The organism is Paenibacillus sp. SJS-P3 (assembly GCF_056711585.1).
Genome location: NZ_CM160043.1, coordinates 3,196,317 through 3,212,737 on the forward strand (window position 1 = coordinate 3,196,317; position 16,421 = coordinate 3,212,737).

The window sequence follows — 16,421 nt, forward strand, 5'->3', positions numbered from 1 at the left end:
CGCATTCGAGAGATGGGCCGGCGGAGCGAGGAAAGCGCGCAAAAAACAGCCCGCTCCTTGGCAGGAGCAGGCTGTTACTCTTTATCCGAAATACTCTATCCTGGTCATTATTGGCCCATCATGCCTCAGTCGACCGTGTACAGGGACGCGGTAACGAACGACGCTTCATCAGACAAGAGGAAGTTCATCACGGCCGCGCCCTCTTGCGGCTCGCCGTAGCGGCCCAGCGGCGTGCTGTCCTCGTCGGCTTTTTTGAAGCCTTCGGGAGCTCCCGATTTGGTCTCGATCTGGCGCATCATGTTCGTATTGATCAATGAAAAAACCGGGATAGCTTCCATAAGAAAGCGTCCCGGTCCGAATCTCGCGAATCGATCAATGCGTATAAGCGGCTACGTTCGAGCTGTCCACCGCGTCATGCAGCGCCGCATTGAGTCCGCTGGCGATGACATTGGCGATATCCTCGATGAACTGGTCGATTTCCTTCGGCGTCACGAGCAGGTCATGCTTGAGCGGCGAGAGCACTTCCTTGACGAGCATGAGCCGCTCCGTCTCCCCGAGCTGATCCAGCATGCCCATCAGCTGCCCGGTATCGCCTGCCTGCTGCTTGAAATGCTCCTTCATCATGTCGAACGCGCTGCTCACGACCGTCGAGGCGTAAACGACAGTCGGAACTCCGATGGCAATGACGGGAACACCGAGTATTTCTTTCGTGAGCCCCTTGCGCTTGTTGCCGATGCCCGATCCGGGATGGATGCCCGTATCCGCGATCTGGATCGTCGTATTCACGCGGTCGAGCGACCGGGAGGCGAGCGCGTCGATGGCGATGATGAGGCCCGGCTTCGTTTTTTCCGCGATGCTCTGGATGATCTCGCTGGATTCGATGCCGGTAATGCCAAGCACGCCGGGGGCGACAGCGCTGACGCAGCGGTAGCCCGGAGCGACCTGATCCGGCATCAGCTCGAAAAATTGCCGCGTCACCATCGTATTCTCCACGACGAGCGGGCCGAGAGCGTCGGGAGTGACGTTCCAGTTGCCGAGCCCGACGATAAGCACGTTCGCGTCCTTGGCGACGCCGAGCTCCTGCAGGAAGCGCTCGAACTCCTGGGCGAACGAGGTCGCTACACGGTCTCCAAGCTCCGAATCATGCGTCCGCAGCTCGGGCACTTCGAAGGTGACATATTTGCCCATGACTTTGCCGATGGCCCGCGAGCCTGCTTCGTTCTCGACCGTCAGCCTTGTGATCGTGATGCCCTCGTCTTCCGTCGTCTCGGAGCGGATGCCGGGAATCGGCCCTCCGCTAGACTCCTCGGCCATTTGCTTCGCTTCCAGCGCCAGGTCGGTGTGAACCGCATAACGTCCCAAATCCAAATCATGATTCATGCGCCAACGCTCCTCTGCACGATTTGCCATTAGCTTGCTGATCCCGGATTCGTTTTATGCGGCCAGCATGTTTTATCCAATCGTTCGTATTGCAATTTGGCAATGTGCATGATAAGATATTTTAAGTTGTGTTGCAGTATGGGGTCTTATCCCCTTTTGTAGGAGGTGAACCACAAGTGCCAAACATCAAATCCGCCATCAAACGCGTGAAAACGAGCGAGAAACGCCGCGCTCTGAACGCTTCCCAAAAATCCGCGCTCCGCACGGCTGTCAAAGCAGCTGACGTAGCGACTACCGGTACCGATGCGGAAGCAGCCAAGGCTGCTCTGATCGTCGCAACGAAAAAGCTGGACAAAGCCGTTACTAAAGGCCTGATCCATAAAAACGCTGCTGCCCGTAAAAAATCCCGCCTGGCCAAAAAGCTCAACGCCATTTCGGCGCAAGCTTAAGGACAAGCTGACAGCCCGTCTCCTCCTGGAGAAGGGCTGTTTTTCGTTTGCCCGGACGGTATTCATCTATACACCCACAGGATACCCGCAAAATGAAAAAAGAATTGCTGCGCGCAGCAATTCTTTTTCGCTTCCCTGTCGACATGGCTCCTCATGCCCGCCCGCTTTTCGCGCCGGCTCCCATGGAGAGAAAGAACAGCTGCAATCCCAGTTCTTTGTTGATGCGGCCTGTTTTCATCGCGTAATCAAGCTCGGCGAGCGCCGATAGATGCTCGCCGAGCGCGGCCGTCTCAAACTTGCGCGCCTTCTCCGCGGCCAGCTTGACCGCGTAGGGATGAAGGCCCAGCTGGCCGGCCATCTGCTGCGGCGAATAGCGATGCCGCTCCAGCTCCTTGATCTGCAGCATGATGCGCAGTTGCCTGGCGACGAGAGCGGCGATGCGGATCGGCTCCTCCCGCCGCAGCAGCAGCTCCCGATAGATCGTCAGCGTCCGGTCCATGTTCAGCTCCGCCATCGCATCGATCAAGGCGAACACATCCTCCTCGACCGTCGAGGCCGTCAATCGGGCCACGTCTTCGACGGAGATGCTTCCTTCCTCCCCTGCGAACAGGCAGAGCTTGTCCACCTCCTGCGACAGCGCCTGCATGCCGGTGCCGACTCTCGAGACGAGCAGCGATGCCGCCTCCTCGCCTATGCTGCGGCTCTGATCCTTCGCCCTGCGGATGATCCAGCTCGCCAGCTCGCTCTCGGTAAGCTCCGGGAAGGCGACGAGCAGATTGCGCTCCTTGAGCAGCTTGACGGCCTTGCGGCGCTCATCGAGCTTGTCTGCCTGGACCAGGAAGACGATGATGCTCGTCTCGCTCGGATGCTCCATGTACGAGAGAAAGCGCTCGGCCTTATGCTCGACCTTCCCTTCCTTCGCCGCCGCGCACAAAAAGCTCGAATCCCTTGCCAGAATGATCTTCTTCGGCACAAAAAAAGGCAGCGTCTCGGCTTCGCCGATGATTTCCTCCAGCGAGGTCTCGGACATGTCGTACCGGACGATGCCAAGCTCCCTCTCGTCCGGCGCCAGCAGCTTCTCCGTCAGCATCGTCGCGAATTGGCTCATCCGGTAGCGGTCTTTCCCGAAGACGGCATATACGGGAGCAATCCTGCCGGCCCGAATATCCTTCGCAGCGTCTTTGGCTTCCATGCCAGTCCCTCCTCCATGCTCATGTCGTCCCATCATAGGACAGAACCTCCTGCTTAGGCAAGGGCGGCGCCCGGCATTTCAAGGCCGAACCTCCTGCTTGAGCAAAGGCAATGCAGACAAACAACCACTATTTCCGCCGGTCGGAATGGAAAAAGCCTCCTCCTGCTTCCGCAATAAAACAGAGGAAGGCTTCGCCGTCTCCGACGAAGCCTTCCTCTGCCTGTCTCTGTTTGCCGTACATCTATATAAACATCGCCGCCAGAAGCCCATGGTGCCTCTACGGGATGGTCATACGATGCCAGGGAACGAGCATTCCATCCCCCTGCTATACCATACGCGCATACCCCGCGATTCGTGCTTGTACGCCGATCAGGATTTTTGCTCCTCCACGGTGCCCTCGGCAGCTACGATCTTGAATTTCTTGACGGCTCCGGTGCCGTCTTTGAACTCGACCGTAAGGGTCGTGCTGTCGGAGCTCCAGGAAGGAGAGCCATGAAGCTCGCCGTCTATTTTGAGCTCCGCCAGCTTCTTGTCCCCGCTCTCGAATACTTCCAGCAGTTCGCCGGTGACCGCGTAGCTGTACTTGCCGTCCGGAGATGCAGCATCCGCAGCGGCTGCAAGCCCTTGGTCGGCGATTCCTTGCTCCATTCCCGGCGATGGAGATGCCGGAGGGCTCGGGAATTGGGCGATTCCCATGGATGGTTCTCCCATGTTCGCGGAGCCGGAATTGTTCGGAGCCGCCTTGTCGAACCGGCTAGCTCCCCCGATGCCTCCGACCTTGGCCGACGGGGATGGAGGCGTCGACGACTTCGCGCCCGAGCTGTCTCCCGTCCCGCGGCTGCCGTCGGAGACCGCCGTCGGAGATGCGGCGGGCTCGCTTGAGCCGCTCCCCTCTTCCATGGACTTCAAGGCCGCTCCCCCCGTATCCGCAGCTTCCGAATCAGCGGCAGGCGAATACTGCGAGGCGTTGCCCGCAGCTGCAGGCGCCTTGGATTCAAGCATGGCAGTCTGCCTGTTCGGCTGAGGACCGTTCAGGCTGACGGCGAGAATGATGGCCGCCGCCGCAACGGCGGCCGCCCCTCCCCATGCCGCCGTTCTGCGGCCGAGCCAGCCCGTCCGCTTCCGCGAAGTTCTGCGCGAGCCCAGCGAGCCGCCTTCCGCGGCAGCGGCTTCCTCCGCCTGAGTCCACTCTTCGTCCATGACGGCCGCCTGGGCGGCTTTGGCATCCCGCAGCGCGTCGATCTCGGCCAGCTGCGGCAGGATGGAATCCACCAGACTGAAGGGCGGCGTGACCTTGGGCAGTTCCTCGAGCTCTTCGGAGAGCCTCTGAAGGCGCTCGAACAGCTCCTGGTCGTCCGGGCAGTTCTTGAGATGCTCCATCAAGAGCACACGTTCATGCTCGTCAAGATCGCCGTCCAAATATCGATTCATAACCTCAACCACCTCTTGACAAGTCATCCTCGGACACCACCTTTCTGATAGTCATGCAGCAGCGTCTGAAGCTGTTGCCTGGCCCGGAATAAATAGGATTTCACCGTATTCAGCGGAAGATCGAGGGAATCCGCGATTTCGTTGTACGAGAAGTCCTGCAAATAACGGAGCACGACAACGGCTCTGTGGTGATCCGGAAGCTTGTCGATTGCTTCTCGAATATCTTTGGCCGCATAGGCGGACAATACTTCCTCTTCCACGTCCTGCTTCTCCCGGAAGACCATATCATGCTCTTCGATGGACACGACGGGCTTGGTGCGCCGGAACTTGTCGATGCAGATGTTCGTGACGATTCTCTGCACCCATGTCTTGAACTGCGCTTTTTCCTCGTAGGAAGTAATTTTGGTATAAATGCGAATGAGCGCTTCCTGGGAAGCGTCCAGCGCGTCCTGCTCGTTGCCCAGAATATAATAGGCCGTCCGATATACGTGATTTTCAATTTCGCGCAATAGGGACACGAGAGCGTCGCGATCGCCCTGTTGAGCGGCTCGTATGAGACCAGGCTCTACCACGAAGGTTCCCCCTCTCTTGCACCCGTACTGACGCGCGCCTGGCGCGAAAGGTTGCAGGGCAAGCATAAGTAATATAAAAAAGTTAGTTGTGGTAAAAAATACCGTGAATGGAATTGAAGCAGGCATTTACCACCCAACAATAGCAAAAAAAACTCCCGGCGTATAGACGCCGGGAGCGGGAGTCATTGGCAACCGCCGGAACAGCGGAATTGCACCCGCTTTCAGGCAAGCCGATCGACAGATTTCCTTTCGATCAGGCTGACGGGAACGACATGCTGCCCGGTATCGGCCTGGCCCTGCTGCAGCCTTTGGACGAGCAGCTCCGCAGCCATGCGGCCGATCTCGTCGTAATTCTGTCCTACCGTCGCCACCGGAATATGCAGCATCTCGCAGATCGGATTGTTGTCGAAGCCGAAGATGGACAGATCGTCGGGAACCCGCATGTCCATCTGCTGGGCATACAGCAGAAGCTGGACCGCGATGAGGTCGTTCTCCACCTGGACGGCCGTAATGCCGTTTTCCCGGTAGCCGTTCAGCAGCCCGCTGAAAAAAGCGCTTTTTCCGGCTGTCTTCAGCTCCTTGCTCGCGCCGAGCCGGACCAGCTCGGGAAGAATGGGAACTCCGCGGTCCTTCATAGCCTTGCAGTAGCCGAAGTAACGGCTGCGCACCGAGGAGACCGACTCGATTCCCGCGTTGCTGAAGAAGGCGATGCGCCGATGGCCCAGATCGATCAGCCGGGATACCGCCTCGTACACGCCGCCGAAATTGTCGGAGACGACGGAGGGAATCGGCATGCCGGGCATCTCCTTGTCGATGGTGACGATCGGAAAATCCATCAGGTACAGCCGGTTGAGCCGCTCGAAGCTGCAGGAGTCGTTGAGCGGATACAGGATGACGGCCGAGCTTCCCCGGCCCGGCATCGATTCCAGCAGCTCTTCCTCCAGCGCCGGATCGCTGTTGCTCGTATGCAGGCTGAGATGGTAGCCGAGCCGGTTGAGGTAATTGGAGGCTCCGCGGATATAACCGACCATGGCCCCTTCATCGAGATGAGGCAGGATCATGGAAATGATCGGGCCCGGTTCTACCTCCGCAAAAGAAGGGGGATGCGGCGCCTGGCGTTCCGGAGCCGCATCCGCCCTCTTAACGAAGCTCCCGCTGCCTTGGATCCGGTAGATGTAGCCTTCCCTCTCGAGCTCCTCGAGGGCTCTGCGGGTCGTGATCCGGCTGACGCTGTAGAGGGATGAAAGCTCGTTCTCGGTCGGCAGCTGCTGATCCGGCTGATAGTCGCCCTGATCGATTTTGGACTGCAGCTCATCCTTGATGACGGAATAGAGCGGTTTCTGGGATTTGCTCACTGCGATTATTCACATCCTGCCTTAAAGCACCGGGTTTTGCCGCTGCCGGCGAAGCCCGTTGTCGTGATTTCATTGTACATGAAAATAGCTTGACCGGCTACGAGCCGGAGCCGCCCCGCCCCCGGAAGGAGGCGGCGTCCGGACCCGGCTCTGCCGCTTGTCTGCCTGATCTACTTCACGCTTTGATAGCGTTCATACTGGCCCTTCTTGATCGCCAGATAATCCTGCGCGCCCATTTTGTCCAAAGTGGCGACATACTGGTCCCAGCCGCTGTCGAAGTCGGCCTGCCCCGTGACGAATTTCACCCTCATCTGCTGGATGTACTTGTTGATGTCCGTCAAGATCGCCGACTGCTTTTTGGCTTCCTCCGCAGTAGGGGAAAATTCAGGCCACACTTCCTCCGGCAGGAACTGCTGGAGCTCCGCCGCATTCGTCTTGAAGTCCTCGTCCACCGTCTTGCCCTTCACGGCGGAACGAAGCTCCATATCGGGCTCCGCGTACGGGTAGCCGCCTCCATACACGTTGTCCACGTACTGGAACGCTCCGAGCTGGATGCCGCCCTTGTAGTTGCGGATCTCGTCGCTGTATTGCGGCTTGCCGTCCACCATGCTGTACGTTTCGCCCTCGATGCCGAAGTAGCCGAAGTTGCTTCCTTCCTCGCCATAGAAATAATCGACCCACTTCATCGTTTCCTCCGGATGCTTGTTGGACTTGGTGATCGTGAACGAAGACGTCTGCCTCGTCATGGGATCCATCCAGTTCACGACCTTGTCCCCGTGCGGACCGGCCAGCACGTTGATGCCGACATAGTCCTTGGCCCCGATCGTTCCGATATAATGCGGATCTCCCCACGAGAAGGCCCCGACCTTGCCGGCCGAGCCGTCGGCCGCCCACTGGGCATATTCATAGCCGGAATAGTTGAGCTGCGGCAGCGTGCCGTCCTTGAACAGTCCGTTCAGGTACTGCAGCACTTCCTTGTACTTCGGATCGTTGAAGATGAGCTTGACCGCGCCGTCCGAATCCTTGTAGATCCAGCTTGCCGCCCCCTTGTAGCCCCCGTTCCCCATGCCGAAGCTGCCGTACAGCTGCCGCTCGAACATGCCGTTGACGAAGCCCGTCGGCATGACCCAGCCCATCTCGTCGTTCGGATCGCCGTTGCCGTTGGCGTCCTTCTCCTTGAACGCCTTTAGAGCCGCCTGCAGCTCGTCCGTCGTCTTGGGCACCTGCATGCCGAGGTTGTCCAGCCAGGTCTTGTTGATATAGAGCCGGATGGAGCGGTACGGAAGGGCCGTATCGATATACGGCAAGGAATAAATATGGCCGTCCGGCATCGTGATCGCCTTCTTGACCTCCGGATTTTTCTCGAACCATTGCTTCAGATTCGGAGCATGCTGTTCGATGAGGTCCTCCAGCGGAAGGAACAAGCCTTGTTCCCCGTACTTGACGAGCTCGGAGCTGCTGAAGCCGGTCTGGTAGAACGCGTCCGGAAGCTTGCCGGAGGCGAGCATGACGTTTTTGCGCTCCGCCGAGCTCTCGCCCGGTATCTCCTCCCACTCGATATGGATGCCGGTCTTCTCCTCGTACTTCTTCCACATCCACAGGTCCTTCGAAGCCGGATGGACGTCCGTGAAGCTGTCCCGAGCCATCTTGAGCGTGATTTTGCCGTCCTTGCCCCCGCTGCCGGATTCCCCGCTCCCTGCCGAGCCGCCGCCCGACTGGCAGCCGGCCAGCATCAGCACGGCAAGCCCCCCGATCAAACCTTGTTTCAACCTGGCGTTATTCATGGTTTACTCCCCCTGTCGCATTGTAGGGCAGACTTGCATGTCTGCCGTCTAGCCTTTGATCGCGCCGACGAGAATGCCTTTTTCAAAAAATTTCGACAATAACGGATAAAGGATCAGCAGAGGCAGCGAGGACGCGACGACGATAGAGTACTTGATTCCCTCGCGCGCCATCATCCGCTGGCTGTACTGCTCGTCCACCGCGACCCCGAGCATGTCCTGCATGCTGTTTTTGATCAGGATCTCCCTCAGGAACAGCTGCAGCGGGAATTTGTCCCTGTCCGTCATGTAGATCAGAGAATCGAAGTAGGAATTCCAATGCCCGACTCCGTAGAACAGGATCATCACGGCGATGATCGGCATGGACAGCGGAAGCACGATTTTGAACAGCAGCCGCCAGTCGCTGCAGCCGTCGACGAACGCGCTCTCCTCCAGCTCGACCGGAATCTGGGTCTGGAAGTAGGTCCTCATGATGATGAGATTGAACACGCTGATCGCTCCCGGCAGGACGAGCACCCAGATGCTGTTCAGAATGCCGAGCGACTGGTTGACGAGGTAGGTCGGGATGAGGCCGCCGCTGAAAAACATCGTGAACGTGAACAGGAACGTGAAGACGTTCTTGCCGTAGAACCGGCGGCGCGACAGCGGATATGCGCCCAGGATCGTCATGAACACATTGATCGCCGTGCCGACCGTCGTATAGAGGATCGTATTGCGGTAGCCGATCCAGATGTCGCCGTTCTCGAAGATCGCCTTGTAGCTTTCCAGGTTGAAGCCCTGCGGCCAGACCAGCAGGAACGTATCGTAGATCTTTCGCGGATCCGAGACGGAGGCGAGAATGACGAACAGCAGCGGATACAAGAGCACGATCGTAATGAGCAGCACGAGCGTCAGATTGACGGCCTCGAAGACTCTTTCTCCAGGCGTCTGCTTGATGGTATCCATGTCAGCTCCTCCTTACCAGAGGCTGGTCTGTCCGGCCCGCTTGGCGATGGCGTTGAACAGGATCAGCAGGATGAAATTGACGACGTTGTTGAACAGGCCTACGGCCGCGGAAAAGCTGTACTGGGCCTCGACGATGCCGCTCTTGTACATGTACGTGGAGATGACCTCGGACTTGGCGAGGTTCATGTCGGTCTGCATCAGCAGCACCTTCTCGAAGCCGACGTTCATCACCCCTCCGATGCTCATGATGGACAGGATCATGATCGTCGGCATGATGCCGGGAAGAGTCACATGCCAGATGCGCCTGAAGCGGCTTGCTCCGTCTATGTATGCGGCTTCATATTGATCTGGCGGAATGCCCGCCATCGCGGCCGTATAGATGAGGGACGACCAGCCGATGGACTGCCACAGGCCGGACCAGACGAACAGATGCCAGAAATGGGACGGATTCGCCATGAAATCGATCGGAGAGCCGCCGAAGCGGGTGATGATTCCGTTGATGACGCCCGTTGTCGGGGAGATGAAGAAGAACAGGATGCCGACCGCCACGACGACGGAGATGAAATGCGGCGCGTAGGAGATCGTCTGCACGACGCTGCGCAGCCGCTTGCGCCTGATCTCGTTGAACATGAGAGCGAGGATGATGGGAGCCGGTATGCCGACAATCAGCCCGTAAACGCTGATGCCGAGCGTGTTCCGGAGGATGTCCCAGAAGAAGAAGGTGCGGAAGAAACGGGTGAAATGCTCCACCCCTACCCAGGGGCTTCCCGTAATTCCGAGAGCGGGCATGTAGTCCTTGAATGCGATCTGAATTCCGTACAGCGGCCAGAAATGCCAGATGACGAAATAAAAAAAGGCCGGTGCGATGATCAGGTACAATCCGATATTGCGCTTCAGCTGTCTTCCGATCTCCGCGAGCCGGCGGGAAAAACCTTCGGACGAGGGCTTTCGCGCCGTCTGGATTTCCATGCGGGCATTCATCTCCTTTTCCATGATTTGTTATGACAAATAAAATGGTATAGGAATATTTGATAGATGTATATAATGATTTAGTCCTATGAAAGCGTTTTATAAAGGTTTTAACTTTGATTCCCTTTATCTCTCTCGCATTTGTTATGACATATGAAGTGAGATGAGCATGAATCCTCTTGGATTGACTATTCAAATCCAGGTCTTTGGACCTGGATAAAAAAAGGCAGGGATTCCGCTGCATCAGCGGAATCCCTGCCTTATCGCTCTAGAGGCTTCAATCTAGCTGTTTCAATAAAACTGTTTGCTCGAGCAATTCCTGCTGATGTCCGGACAGCGGGAAAGCGAAGCCCGTTCAAGCGCCGGAAGTCGTGCTGCTGTCGGTTCCGATTTTGCGGAACTCATGCGGATTCTTGCCGTACACCTTGCGGAACAGCCGCGCGAAGTACGAGAAGTTGCCGTAGCCGAGCCCGGCGGCGATCGCGCTTACGCTCTCGTCCGTCCCCGTCAGCCTCTGCGCGGCGGCGCGCATTTTTTCCTGCAGGATATAGTCGGTCAGCACCTTGCCCGTCTCCTTGCGGAACAAGCGCGACAGGTAGGCCGGATTGAGGAACACATGCTCGGCCAGCTCTTCCCGGGTCACGTCGCGGTCCATATGGCCGGCGATGTACGCCTTGATCTGCCTCAGGACGGGACTTTCCGAGCGGCGGGATTGAAGCAGGGCGCCGATCTGGTCGAGAATGCCCTCCGACCATGCCCGGAACCGCTGCACGGAGCGGGTCGCGGCGCTGACGTCGAAGTCTTCCCGGTACTGATGCAGCATGAAGGCGGGAAAGCCCTTGCGGTGAAGCGTCAGATACGCCGCCTGCATCAAGGCGTATGCATACGCGCTCAGCGTCTCGACCGTCACGGCCGCGCCGGGCGTGAGCAGCTCCTCGAGCCTTGCTCTCATCGACTCGATTCCGCCTTGCTCCAGCAGATCCGCCCATTCCAGAAGAGCCACGGAATCGGGCTGCAGGAGATGGGCGCGATGCTCTCCGCGGCTGGCGGCGCCGGCGGGAATGCTGCTCCAGGTAATGCTGACATTGCGGTATTCCTCATGCAGAAGGCCGAGATATTCCCCTCTGAGCTCCTTGAGCGTCACCGCGTCTCCGATGTACACGGACATTTTGCAATAGAAATAGGTTTTGCAGGCTTCCCGGTACCGGTCGCACAGCTCCTGCAGCTGCGGCGCCGCTGCGCCTCCCTCATAGAGAAGGATCAGGCTGTTGCCCCGGTAATCCTCGACGACGGCTCCCGGGAGCGATTCCAGCAAGATTTCCTCCGCCGCCTTGCGCAGGGCGAATTCCATGACGCGCTCATCCCGCTCGTCGATTTCCTTCTCCCAGTTCTCCACGCTGATCAGAAGCGGACGGACCTGGCCGATAATCTCCGCATCGACATCCGCGGCGAGCCTGACCCTCTCCAGCCAGCTGGCGTCGGGACGCTCCCGGCCGTCGAGCAGATCCTTCCAGTACCGCTCGGCCAGCAGCGGCTTCTGTCCCTGCCACAGCTCCGCCAGCTGATGGTAGCGCTCCCCTTCATGGTCGGCCTGCCGCTGCTCCTCCACTTTGCGGCCGAGCGCCTGCAGCACCTGCTCCAGCTCCCGGTATATGACCGGCTTCAGGATATAATCTCTCCCTCCCAGCTGAAGGGCTTTCTGGGCATAGCGGAATTCGGAATGGCAGGTGAGCACGACCGTCTCCAGCTTCATCCCCTCTTCCTTGACCCACCCCATCAGTTCCAGCCCGCTCTGCTCCGGCATCTCGATATCGCAGATCATGATGTCGATGTCATGCTTCCGAAGCAATTCCTTGGCCATGTCCGCATGGTAAGCCTCATAGATCTCGTCGATCCCGGCTTCGTGCCAGGATACCCCGGCCATCAATCCTTTGACGGCATAGATTTCATCGTCCACGATCAGCGCCTTCATGCAACGTCTCCTCCTTGCGTCATCCTGCTTGGCGATTGTCCGCGGCCTGCTCTCCCGGAAGGCCGAGGGTGACGAGCGCTCCCCGCCCCGCTCCGTTCTCGAACTTCAGCGTGACGGAATCTCCATAATACAGCCGGCAGCGGCGCGCGACATTCCATAATCCCACATGGCGCTCTCCCGGCTCCTGCTCCTGCACGCGAGCCGCGAGCCTCTCCGCCATTCCGGGAGCGAACCCTTTGCCGTTGTCGGCCACGTCGATCCGGATCCCGCCGGCAGCCGCTCCCTCTCCCGCAGTACCGTCCCGGCTCACCGCGATCGAGATCCGGAAGGGACCTCCGCCGCTGGTGGAGAAGCCGTGCACCATCGCGTTCTCGACGATCGGCTGGATCGATAGCGGCGGCAGAAGATAATTGTCCAGACCAGCCTCCACGTTGAAGTCGAACTCCAGCGTCTCCGGGAATCGATGCTTCTGGATCGTCAGGTAATCGCGGATATGCTCCAGCTCCTGAAGGATCGTCACGGAAGCGGCGGACGTATTGATCGTGAACCGGAAGTAACGGACCAGGTGGAGCGCGATGCTCTGGATGATGTCGAAGCTGCGGATCTGGGCGAGCTGGTAGACGATATTGAGCGAGTTCATGAAGAAATGAGGCTGGATCTGCGCCTGCAAATGCTTGAGCTCGGCCTTCTGGGTACGGATCTGCTCCTCGTAGATGTCGATCTTCAGATGCTCGATCTGCGAGGCCATGCCGTTGAACGTCTCGTTGATCGTGACGAATTCCGGCAGCCTGCTGTCCGGCAGACGGGCGCTGAGATCGCCGGAGCGGATCTTGCGCATCCCCTTGATGAGCCGATGCATCGGCACGACGACCGCCCGCTGAAGGTAGTATAGGTACAGGGCGAGCAGAATGGCGGCCAGCACCGGAACCGTATAGGTCAGATAGCGGAAATACGGAAGCCCTTCGAGCAGCGACTTCTCCGGCACAAGCAGAACCAGCCTCATGCCCGCCATCCGCGAAGGCTGGGCGACGAGAAGATAAGGCTGCGGAAGCTTGGCGATCGTGTACGCCCCGGTGGCCACTTCCGTATCCGCGGCCGCGCCGGTCGCCTGCAGCTCGTCGCGAAGGCCGGCCTTGAGCGTCGTCAGCGGCAGGCTGCCGGAATGGCCGCCGAGCAGCAAGGCTTCTCCCTTGCCGCTCTCGCCGAGGGCATGGAGCGGCCTCATGAGCCGGTCGAGATCGACCCACGCTCCCGCTGCGGAGCCGTATCCCGTGTCCACGATGCGCACAAGGGCATAGGAGCCGTTCAGCTCCGTCACCGTCCAGCCGCTGAATGGAGTGGCGGCCCCTGCTCCCGCCTTCAGAATTTCATGCAGCCGCCGCTGGATTTCCCGCTTCCGCTGGAAGCTGACCGATTGCTGCTGGGAGACGAACAGATCGTCGTACTTGGAGCTGTAGGCGAACAGCACATCCGCCGCCTCGTAATAGTTCGAGTTGACCCCGAGGTCGGCGGCCATCTGCGTTTTGGCCCGGTAGTAATCCCAGCCTCCTCGATCGTTCTGCGACAGCGACAGCAGATCGCGGTTCTGCTCGGCGGTCTTGAACAGATAATTCTGGATTTCCTCCAGCACCTTGTCCATATCGTTCATGTACATCGTCAGCAGGCTCCGGTTGGACTGGGCCACCTGGGAGCGCACGACTGTGGTCGAATACAGATTGTTCCATAACAGCAAGATGACGAGCGGCGCCGTGACGACCGCGAACCCGATGATCAGGCGCGTGCGCAGCGTCGCCTGGGGAAGCCGGAAGCCCTTCATCGGCCTCCCTCCTTGCCCGCCGCCCGCTTCGAGGCGAGCCACTCGTCCAGCTGGCGCTGCTTCTCCGCGATGACCCGGTCCGCTCCCGCCGCCTTCAGCTTATCCAGATACATCGGGATGACCAGGTCGGGATCCAGCTCTCCCGCGATGATGGCCGGAGCGAACTCCTCGTCGACGCGGCTGCAAGCCGCGATCTCGCTCGTCACCCGGTCCGGGTTGAAGACGAAGCCGAGCGCCCGGGACGGCTCCGCTTCCTCGTTGAACTGCCTGTATTTCGTCCAGAGCTCCGGATCCTCGTTGTCCCACAGATAGGAATGGAGCTGATTGCCGAACATCCACGGCAGGTTCAGGTTGTACCCGACGGTTCGGGAGTCTACCCCCTTCGGATAACCGATCCGGCCGTCCGCCCGGACGACGAAATGCTTGCCCTCGATGCCCCAATCGAGCAAATTCAGCAAATAAGGGTCGGTATAGAGCAGATCGAGCAGCTGCATCGCCTTGCCCGGATGACGGGAAGTCCGGGGAATGGCGAACATCGCGCTCGTCACGTCGGCCGTCGTCGTGTACGGCTTGGTCAGCTCCACGGCCGCCATCGGCATGCCGGTGTTGCGCGACGCCTGGATCTCGAAGCCCGGCTTGATCGACTCGGCGAAGGAGAAGGCGGCTCCCGCCTTGACCGCTTCGTATTCGCTGTCCCTGGACGTCACCGCATCGGCATTCAGGTACCCGTCGAGATGCCATTGGTGCATGAGCTTGGCGTTGATCCGGTACGCTTCGGTCGCCACCATGTTCACGACCTTCGTCCCGCCCCCTTCGCGCTGAAGGGCGCCGGGTCCGTCCCCGAGCATGTCGAACAGGCCGTACTGCATGAGGAACGTGAACGGACTGCGATCGGAGCGCACCTGCAGCGGCGTCACCGAAGGCTCGCGCCGCTTGATCGTCTCCAGCACGGGACCGAGATCGGCGAGAGAGGAGATCGACGCCAGCTTGATTCCGTATTTTTCCGTGAGATCCCGGCGCATGACGATTCCTTTGCTCGCGGCGAACTCCTTGTTGGTCGGAATGGCGTACAGCTTGCCCCCGATGCGGCTGGCATCGAGAATGTCAGGATTGATGATCCCGCGGATTCCGCCGCCGTATTGCCGCAGCAGGTCGTCCAGGGGCAAGAAGCGGCCTCTGGCCACCTCGTCGCCGAACTTCATCCACCCGGCCGTGAACATGAGATCGACCTGGCTGCCCGAAGCGTACACAAGGCCGGTGCGGTCCCACCAGCTGCCCATGTCGACAGGCCGGATCTCGACGGCTGCGTTGATTTTTTGCTGCAGGTATGTATTGATCTCATTCTGAACCTGCGGCAGATCATCCGGCACGACGCTCGCAGGGAACATCATGACCAGACGGTCGGGGGCGGCGGCCGATGCCACTCCGGACGGAGCGGTATCGCCGGGTTTAAATATCGTCCACGGACGGGAATAGAACGTCAGCGCGGCCAGCGCGAGTACGGCGGCGAGCGCAAGCGTCAGTCGTTTGCGGTTGGCTGTCATGGCAAGAACCCCTCTTGCAGCGATAATGGAGTAAGCGATTTCAATTATACGCCCGCGCTGCCGCCCACTCTACTCCTATTTCTACCGGATAGGCAAAAATAGTGACCTTTTATAACACTTCGATGACTTGTCCGGCGAAGTGCCGAATTCGGGCGGGCAAGAGGGAATGAAGCTGCAAACAAAAAAGTCCTCCTGCACTTATGTGCGAGGAGGAACAAAAGGTTATGGATGCAGCCCGGTTCCTAATCAGCGCCCACTCTCACATAAACGCTCTGGGAAAAGGGTGGTCGGGCTGCAACGCCGCAGACTTGCGTCCTTGGTAGCGATAGTATACGCCATTCAGGCGAAGCTTGCCATATGAAGCTGGAGGGAAGGGAGGGAAATGTTGCTGGCCGCGACGCCGCAATCGTAAAAGCGGCTCCATTCCGCGAAAAAGGGAGGCTCATGAGCCGTGGGCATGACTCGGGGCAGCCCGTTGGGCATCCTCTTCCGGTGAGAAGGGTTTGAGGCCGCAGATGAAGGCTAGGAATCGGCTAAGGTCTAAAACGAGCCTTATCTGGTCTTTTCCGCCCGTACTGCGGTAGCGCAAGGTCCAAATGCAGCCTTATTTCCGTTCTGCCGCCCTGATTTTATTGAATTTCTAGAAATAAGCTCCACAATGAACCTTATTTTCCTTCGATCGGCAACTTTTTCTGAAATAAGGCTCGAATACAGCCTTATTTTATCCACCCTTATTTGCTTGCCTTGGTTTTTTTCCGCATGAGACGAACCCATTCCGCTTCCTGGGCAACAATTCCCTTCCTGGGCAACGAAAATCGGCCTGTCCCATGAGTAGAAGAAAAAAAGCAGGCCATTCCCGTGGTTGCGGCGCCACCAAGAAAGGACCCTGCTCGATGACCGTTTTACTCCGAAAACCAGCTGAACGATCTGAGTCCGGATGGCTTTCGCCTTGCTCCGCACTATTCATAGAAGCTATAGACGAAAAGAAAACAGGACGAAGCCAAGGCTCAGCTTC

The 16,421-nt window shown here is 58.8% G+C and carries 13 protein-coding genes; 1 reads left to right on the top strand and 12 read right to left on the bottom strand.

Going from position 1 to position 16,421, the window contains the following annotated elements:
- Nucleotides 1-125: 125 nt before the first annotated feature.
- On the bottom strand, nucleotides 126-338 hold the full coding sequence (locus AC06G8_RS14790) for an SDR family oxidoreductase (RefSeq protein WP_480283187.1): 213 nt from the start codon (nucleotides 336-338) through the stop codon (nucleotides 126-128).
- Between the two features lie 34 nt (nucleotides 339-372).
- Nucleotides 373-1,380, bottom strand: coding sequence for a GPR endopeptidase (gene gpr, locus AC06G8_RS14795; protein ID WP_480283188.1), 1,008 nt, complete (start codon nucleotides 1,378-1,380; stop codon nucleotides 373-375).
- Between the two features lie 176 nt (nucleotides 1,381-1,556).
- Between gpr and rpsT the strand changes: the two genes are divergently transcribed.
- Nucleotides 1,557-1,829 (top strand): 30S ribosomal protein S20, encoded by a 273-nt coding sequence (rpsT, locus tag AC06G8_RS14800; protein WP_447661495.1) that lies wholly within the window; start codon nucleotides 1,557-1,559, stop codon nucleotides 1,827-1,829.
- 151 nt (nucleotides 1,830-1,980) lie between these two features.
- On the opposite strand, the gene holA is transcribed toward rpsT, so the two are convergent.
- The 10 genes from holA to AC06G8_RS14850 all read right to left on the bottom strand — a co-directional run bounded on the left by holA (nucleotide 1,981) and on the right by AC06G8_RS14850 (nucleotide 15,406).
- Complete coding sequence (holA, locus tag AC06G8_RS14805; protein WP_480283189.1) at nucleotides 1,981-3,021, bottom strand: DNA polymerase III subunit delta; 1,041 nt, start codon at nucleotides 3,019-3,021, stop codon at nucleotides 1,981-1,983.
- Between the two features lie 369 nt (nucleotides 3,022-3,390).
- Nucleotides 3,391-4,479 carry an anti-sigma factor family protein gene (locus AC06G8_RS14810; RefSeq protein ID WP_480283190.1) on the bottom strand — a complete coding sequence of 363 codons (1,089 nt, stop codon included), beginning with the start codon at nucleotides 4,477-4,479 and terminating at the stop codon, nucleotides 3,391-3,393.
- Entirely contained in the window at nucleotides 4,476-5,024 is a 549-nt protein-coding gene (locus AC06G8_RS14815; protein WP_048747286.1) for an RNA polymerase sigma factor, read from the bottom strand. Before AC06G8_RS14815 ends, AC06G8_RS14810 begins: the two co-directional genes overlap by 4 nt.
- 221 nt (nucleotides 5,025-5,245) lie before the next feature.
- On the bottom strand, nucleotides 5,246-6,379 hold the full coding sequence (locus AC06G8_RS14820) for a GntR family transcriptional regulator (protein WP_480283191.1): 1,134 nt from the start codon (nucleotides 6,377-6,379) through the stop codon (nucleotides 5,246-5,248).
- A 170-nt stretch (nucleotides 6,380-6,549) separates the two neighbouring features.
- The gene (locus AC06G8_RS14825; RefSeq protein ID WP_480283192.1) at nucleotides 6,550-8,163 is read right to left on the bottom strand and encodes an extracellular solute-binding protein; all 1,614 of its coding nucleotides are present in this window, start codon (nucleotides 8,161-8,163) and stop codon (nucleotides 6,550-6,552) included.
- Between the two features lie 48 nt (nucleotides 8,164-8,211).
- Nucleotides 8,212-9,105: a carbohydrate ABC transporter permease gene (locus AC06G8_RS14830; RefSeq protein ID WP_480283193.1), complete on the bottom strand. Its 894-nt coding sequence runs from the start codon at nucleotides 9,103-9,105 to the stop codon at nucleotides 8,212-8,214.
- A gap of 12 nt (nucleotides 9,106-9,117) precedes the next feature.
- Nucleotides 9,118-10,074 (bottom strand): ABC transporter permease, encoded by a 957-nt coding sequence (locus AC06G8_RS14835; protein ID WP_480283194.1) that lies wholly within the window; start codon nucleotides 10,072-10,074, stop codon nucleotides 9,118-9,120.
- Between the two features lie 355 nt (nucleotides 10,075-10,429).
- Nucleotides 10,430-12,046: a response regulator gene (locus AC06G8_RS14840; RefSeq protein WP_480283195.1), complete on the bottom strand. Its 1,617-nt coding sequence runs from the start codon at nucleotides 12,044-12,046 to the stop codon at nucleotides 10,430-10,432.
- Nucleotides 12,047-12,065: 19 nt separating this feature from the next.
- Complete coding sequence (locus AC06G8_RS14845) at nucleotides 12,066-13,862, bottom strand: sensor histidine kinase (protein WP_480283196.1); 1,797 nt, start codon at nucleotides 13,860-13,862, stop codon at nucleotides 12,066-12,068.
- Complete coding sequence (locus tag AC06G8_RS14850; RefSeq protein WP_480283197.1) at nucleotides 13,859-15,406, bottom strand: ABC transporter substrate-binding protein; 1,548 nt, start codon at nucleotides 15,404-15,406, stop codon at nucleotides 13,859-13,861. Before AC06G8_RS14850 ends, AC06G8_RS14845 begins: the two co-directional genes overlap by 4 nt.
- Between the last annotated feature and the right edge of the window lie 1,015 nt (nucleotides 15,407-16,421).

Bases quoted from the DNA above. Each gene is read 5' to 3' on its own strand.
- AC06G8_RS14845 (WP_480283196.1), bottom strand. From the start codon at position 13,862: ATGAAGGGCTTCCGGCTTCCCCAGGCGACGCTGCGCACGCGCCTGATC.
- AC06G8_RS14825 (WP_480283192.1), bottom strand. From the start codon at position 8,163: ATGAATAACGCCAGGTTGAAACAAGGTTTGATCGGGGGGCTTGCCGTG.
- gpr (WP_480283188.1), bottom strand. From the start codon at position 1,380: ATGAATCATGATTTGGATTTGGGACGTTATGCGGTTCACACCGACCTG.
- AC06G8_RS14790 (WP_480283187.1), bottom strand. From the start codon at position 338: ATGGAAGCTATCCCGGTTTTTTCATTGATCAATACGAACATGATGCGC.
- holA (WP_480283189.1), bottom strand. From the start codon at position 3,021: ATGGAAGCCAAAGACGCTGCGAAGGATATTCGGGCCGGCAGGATTGCT.
- AC06G8_RS14810 (WP_480283190.1), bottom strand. From the start codon at position 4,479: ATGACTTGTCAAGAGGTGGTTGAGGTTATGAATCGATATTTGGACGGC.
- AC06G8_RS14840 (WP_480283195.1), bottom strand. From the start codon at position 12,046: ATGAAGGCGCTGATCGTGGACGATGAAATCTATGCCGTCAAAGGATTG.
- AC06G8_RS14850 (WP_480283197.1), bottom strand. From the start codon at position 15,406: ATGACAGCCAACCGCAAACGACTGACGCTTGCGCTCGCCGCCGTACTC.
- AC06G8_RS14830 (WP_480283193.1), bottom strand. From the start codon at position 9,105: ATGGATACCATCAAGCAGACGCCTGGAGAAAGAGTCTTCGAGGCCGTC.
- AC06G8_RS14835 (WP_480283194.1), bottom strand. From the start codon at position 10,074: ATGGAAATCCAGACGGCGCGAAAGCCCTCGTCCGAAGGTTTTTCCCGC.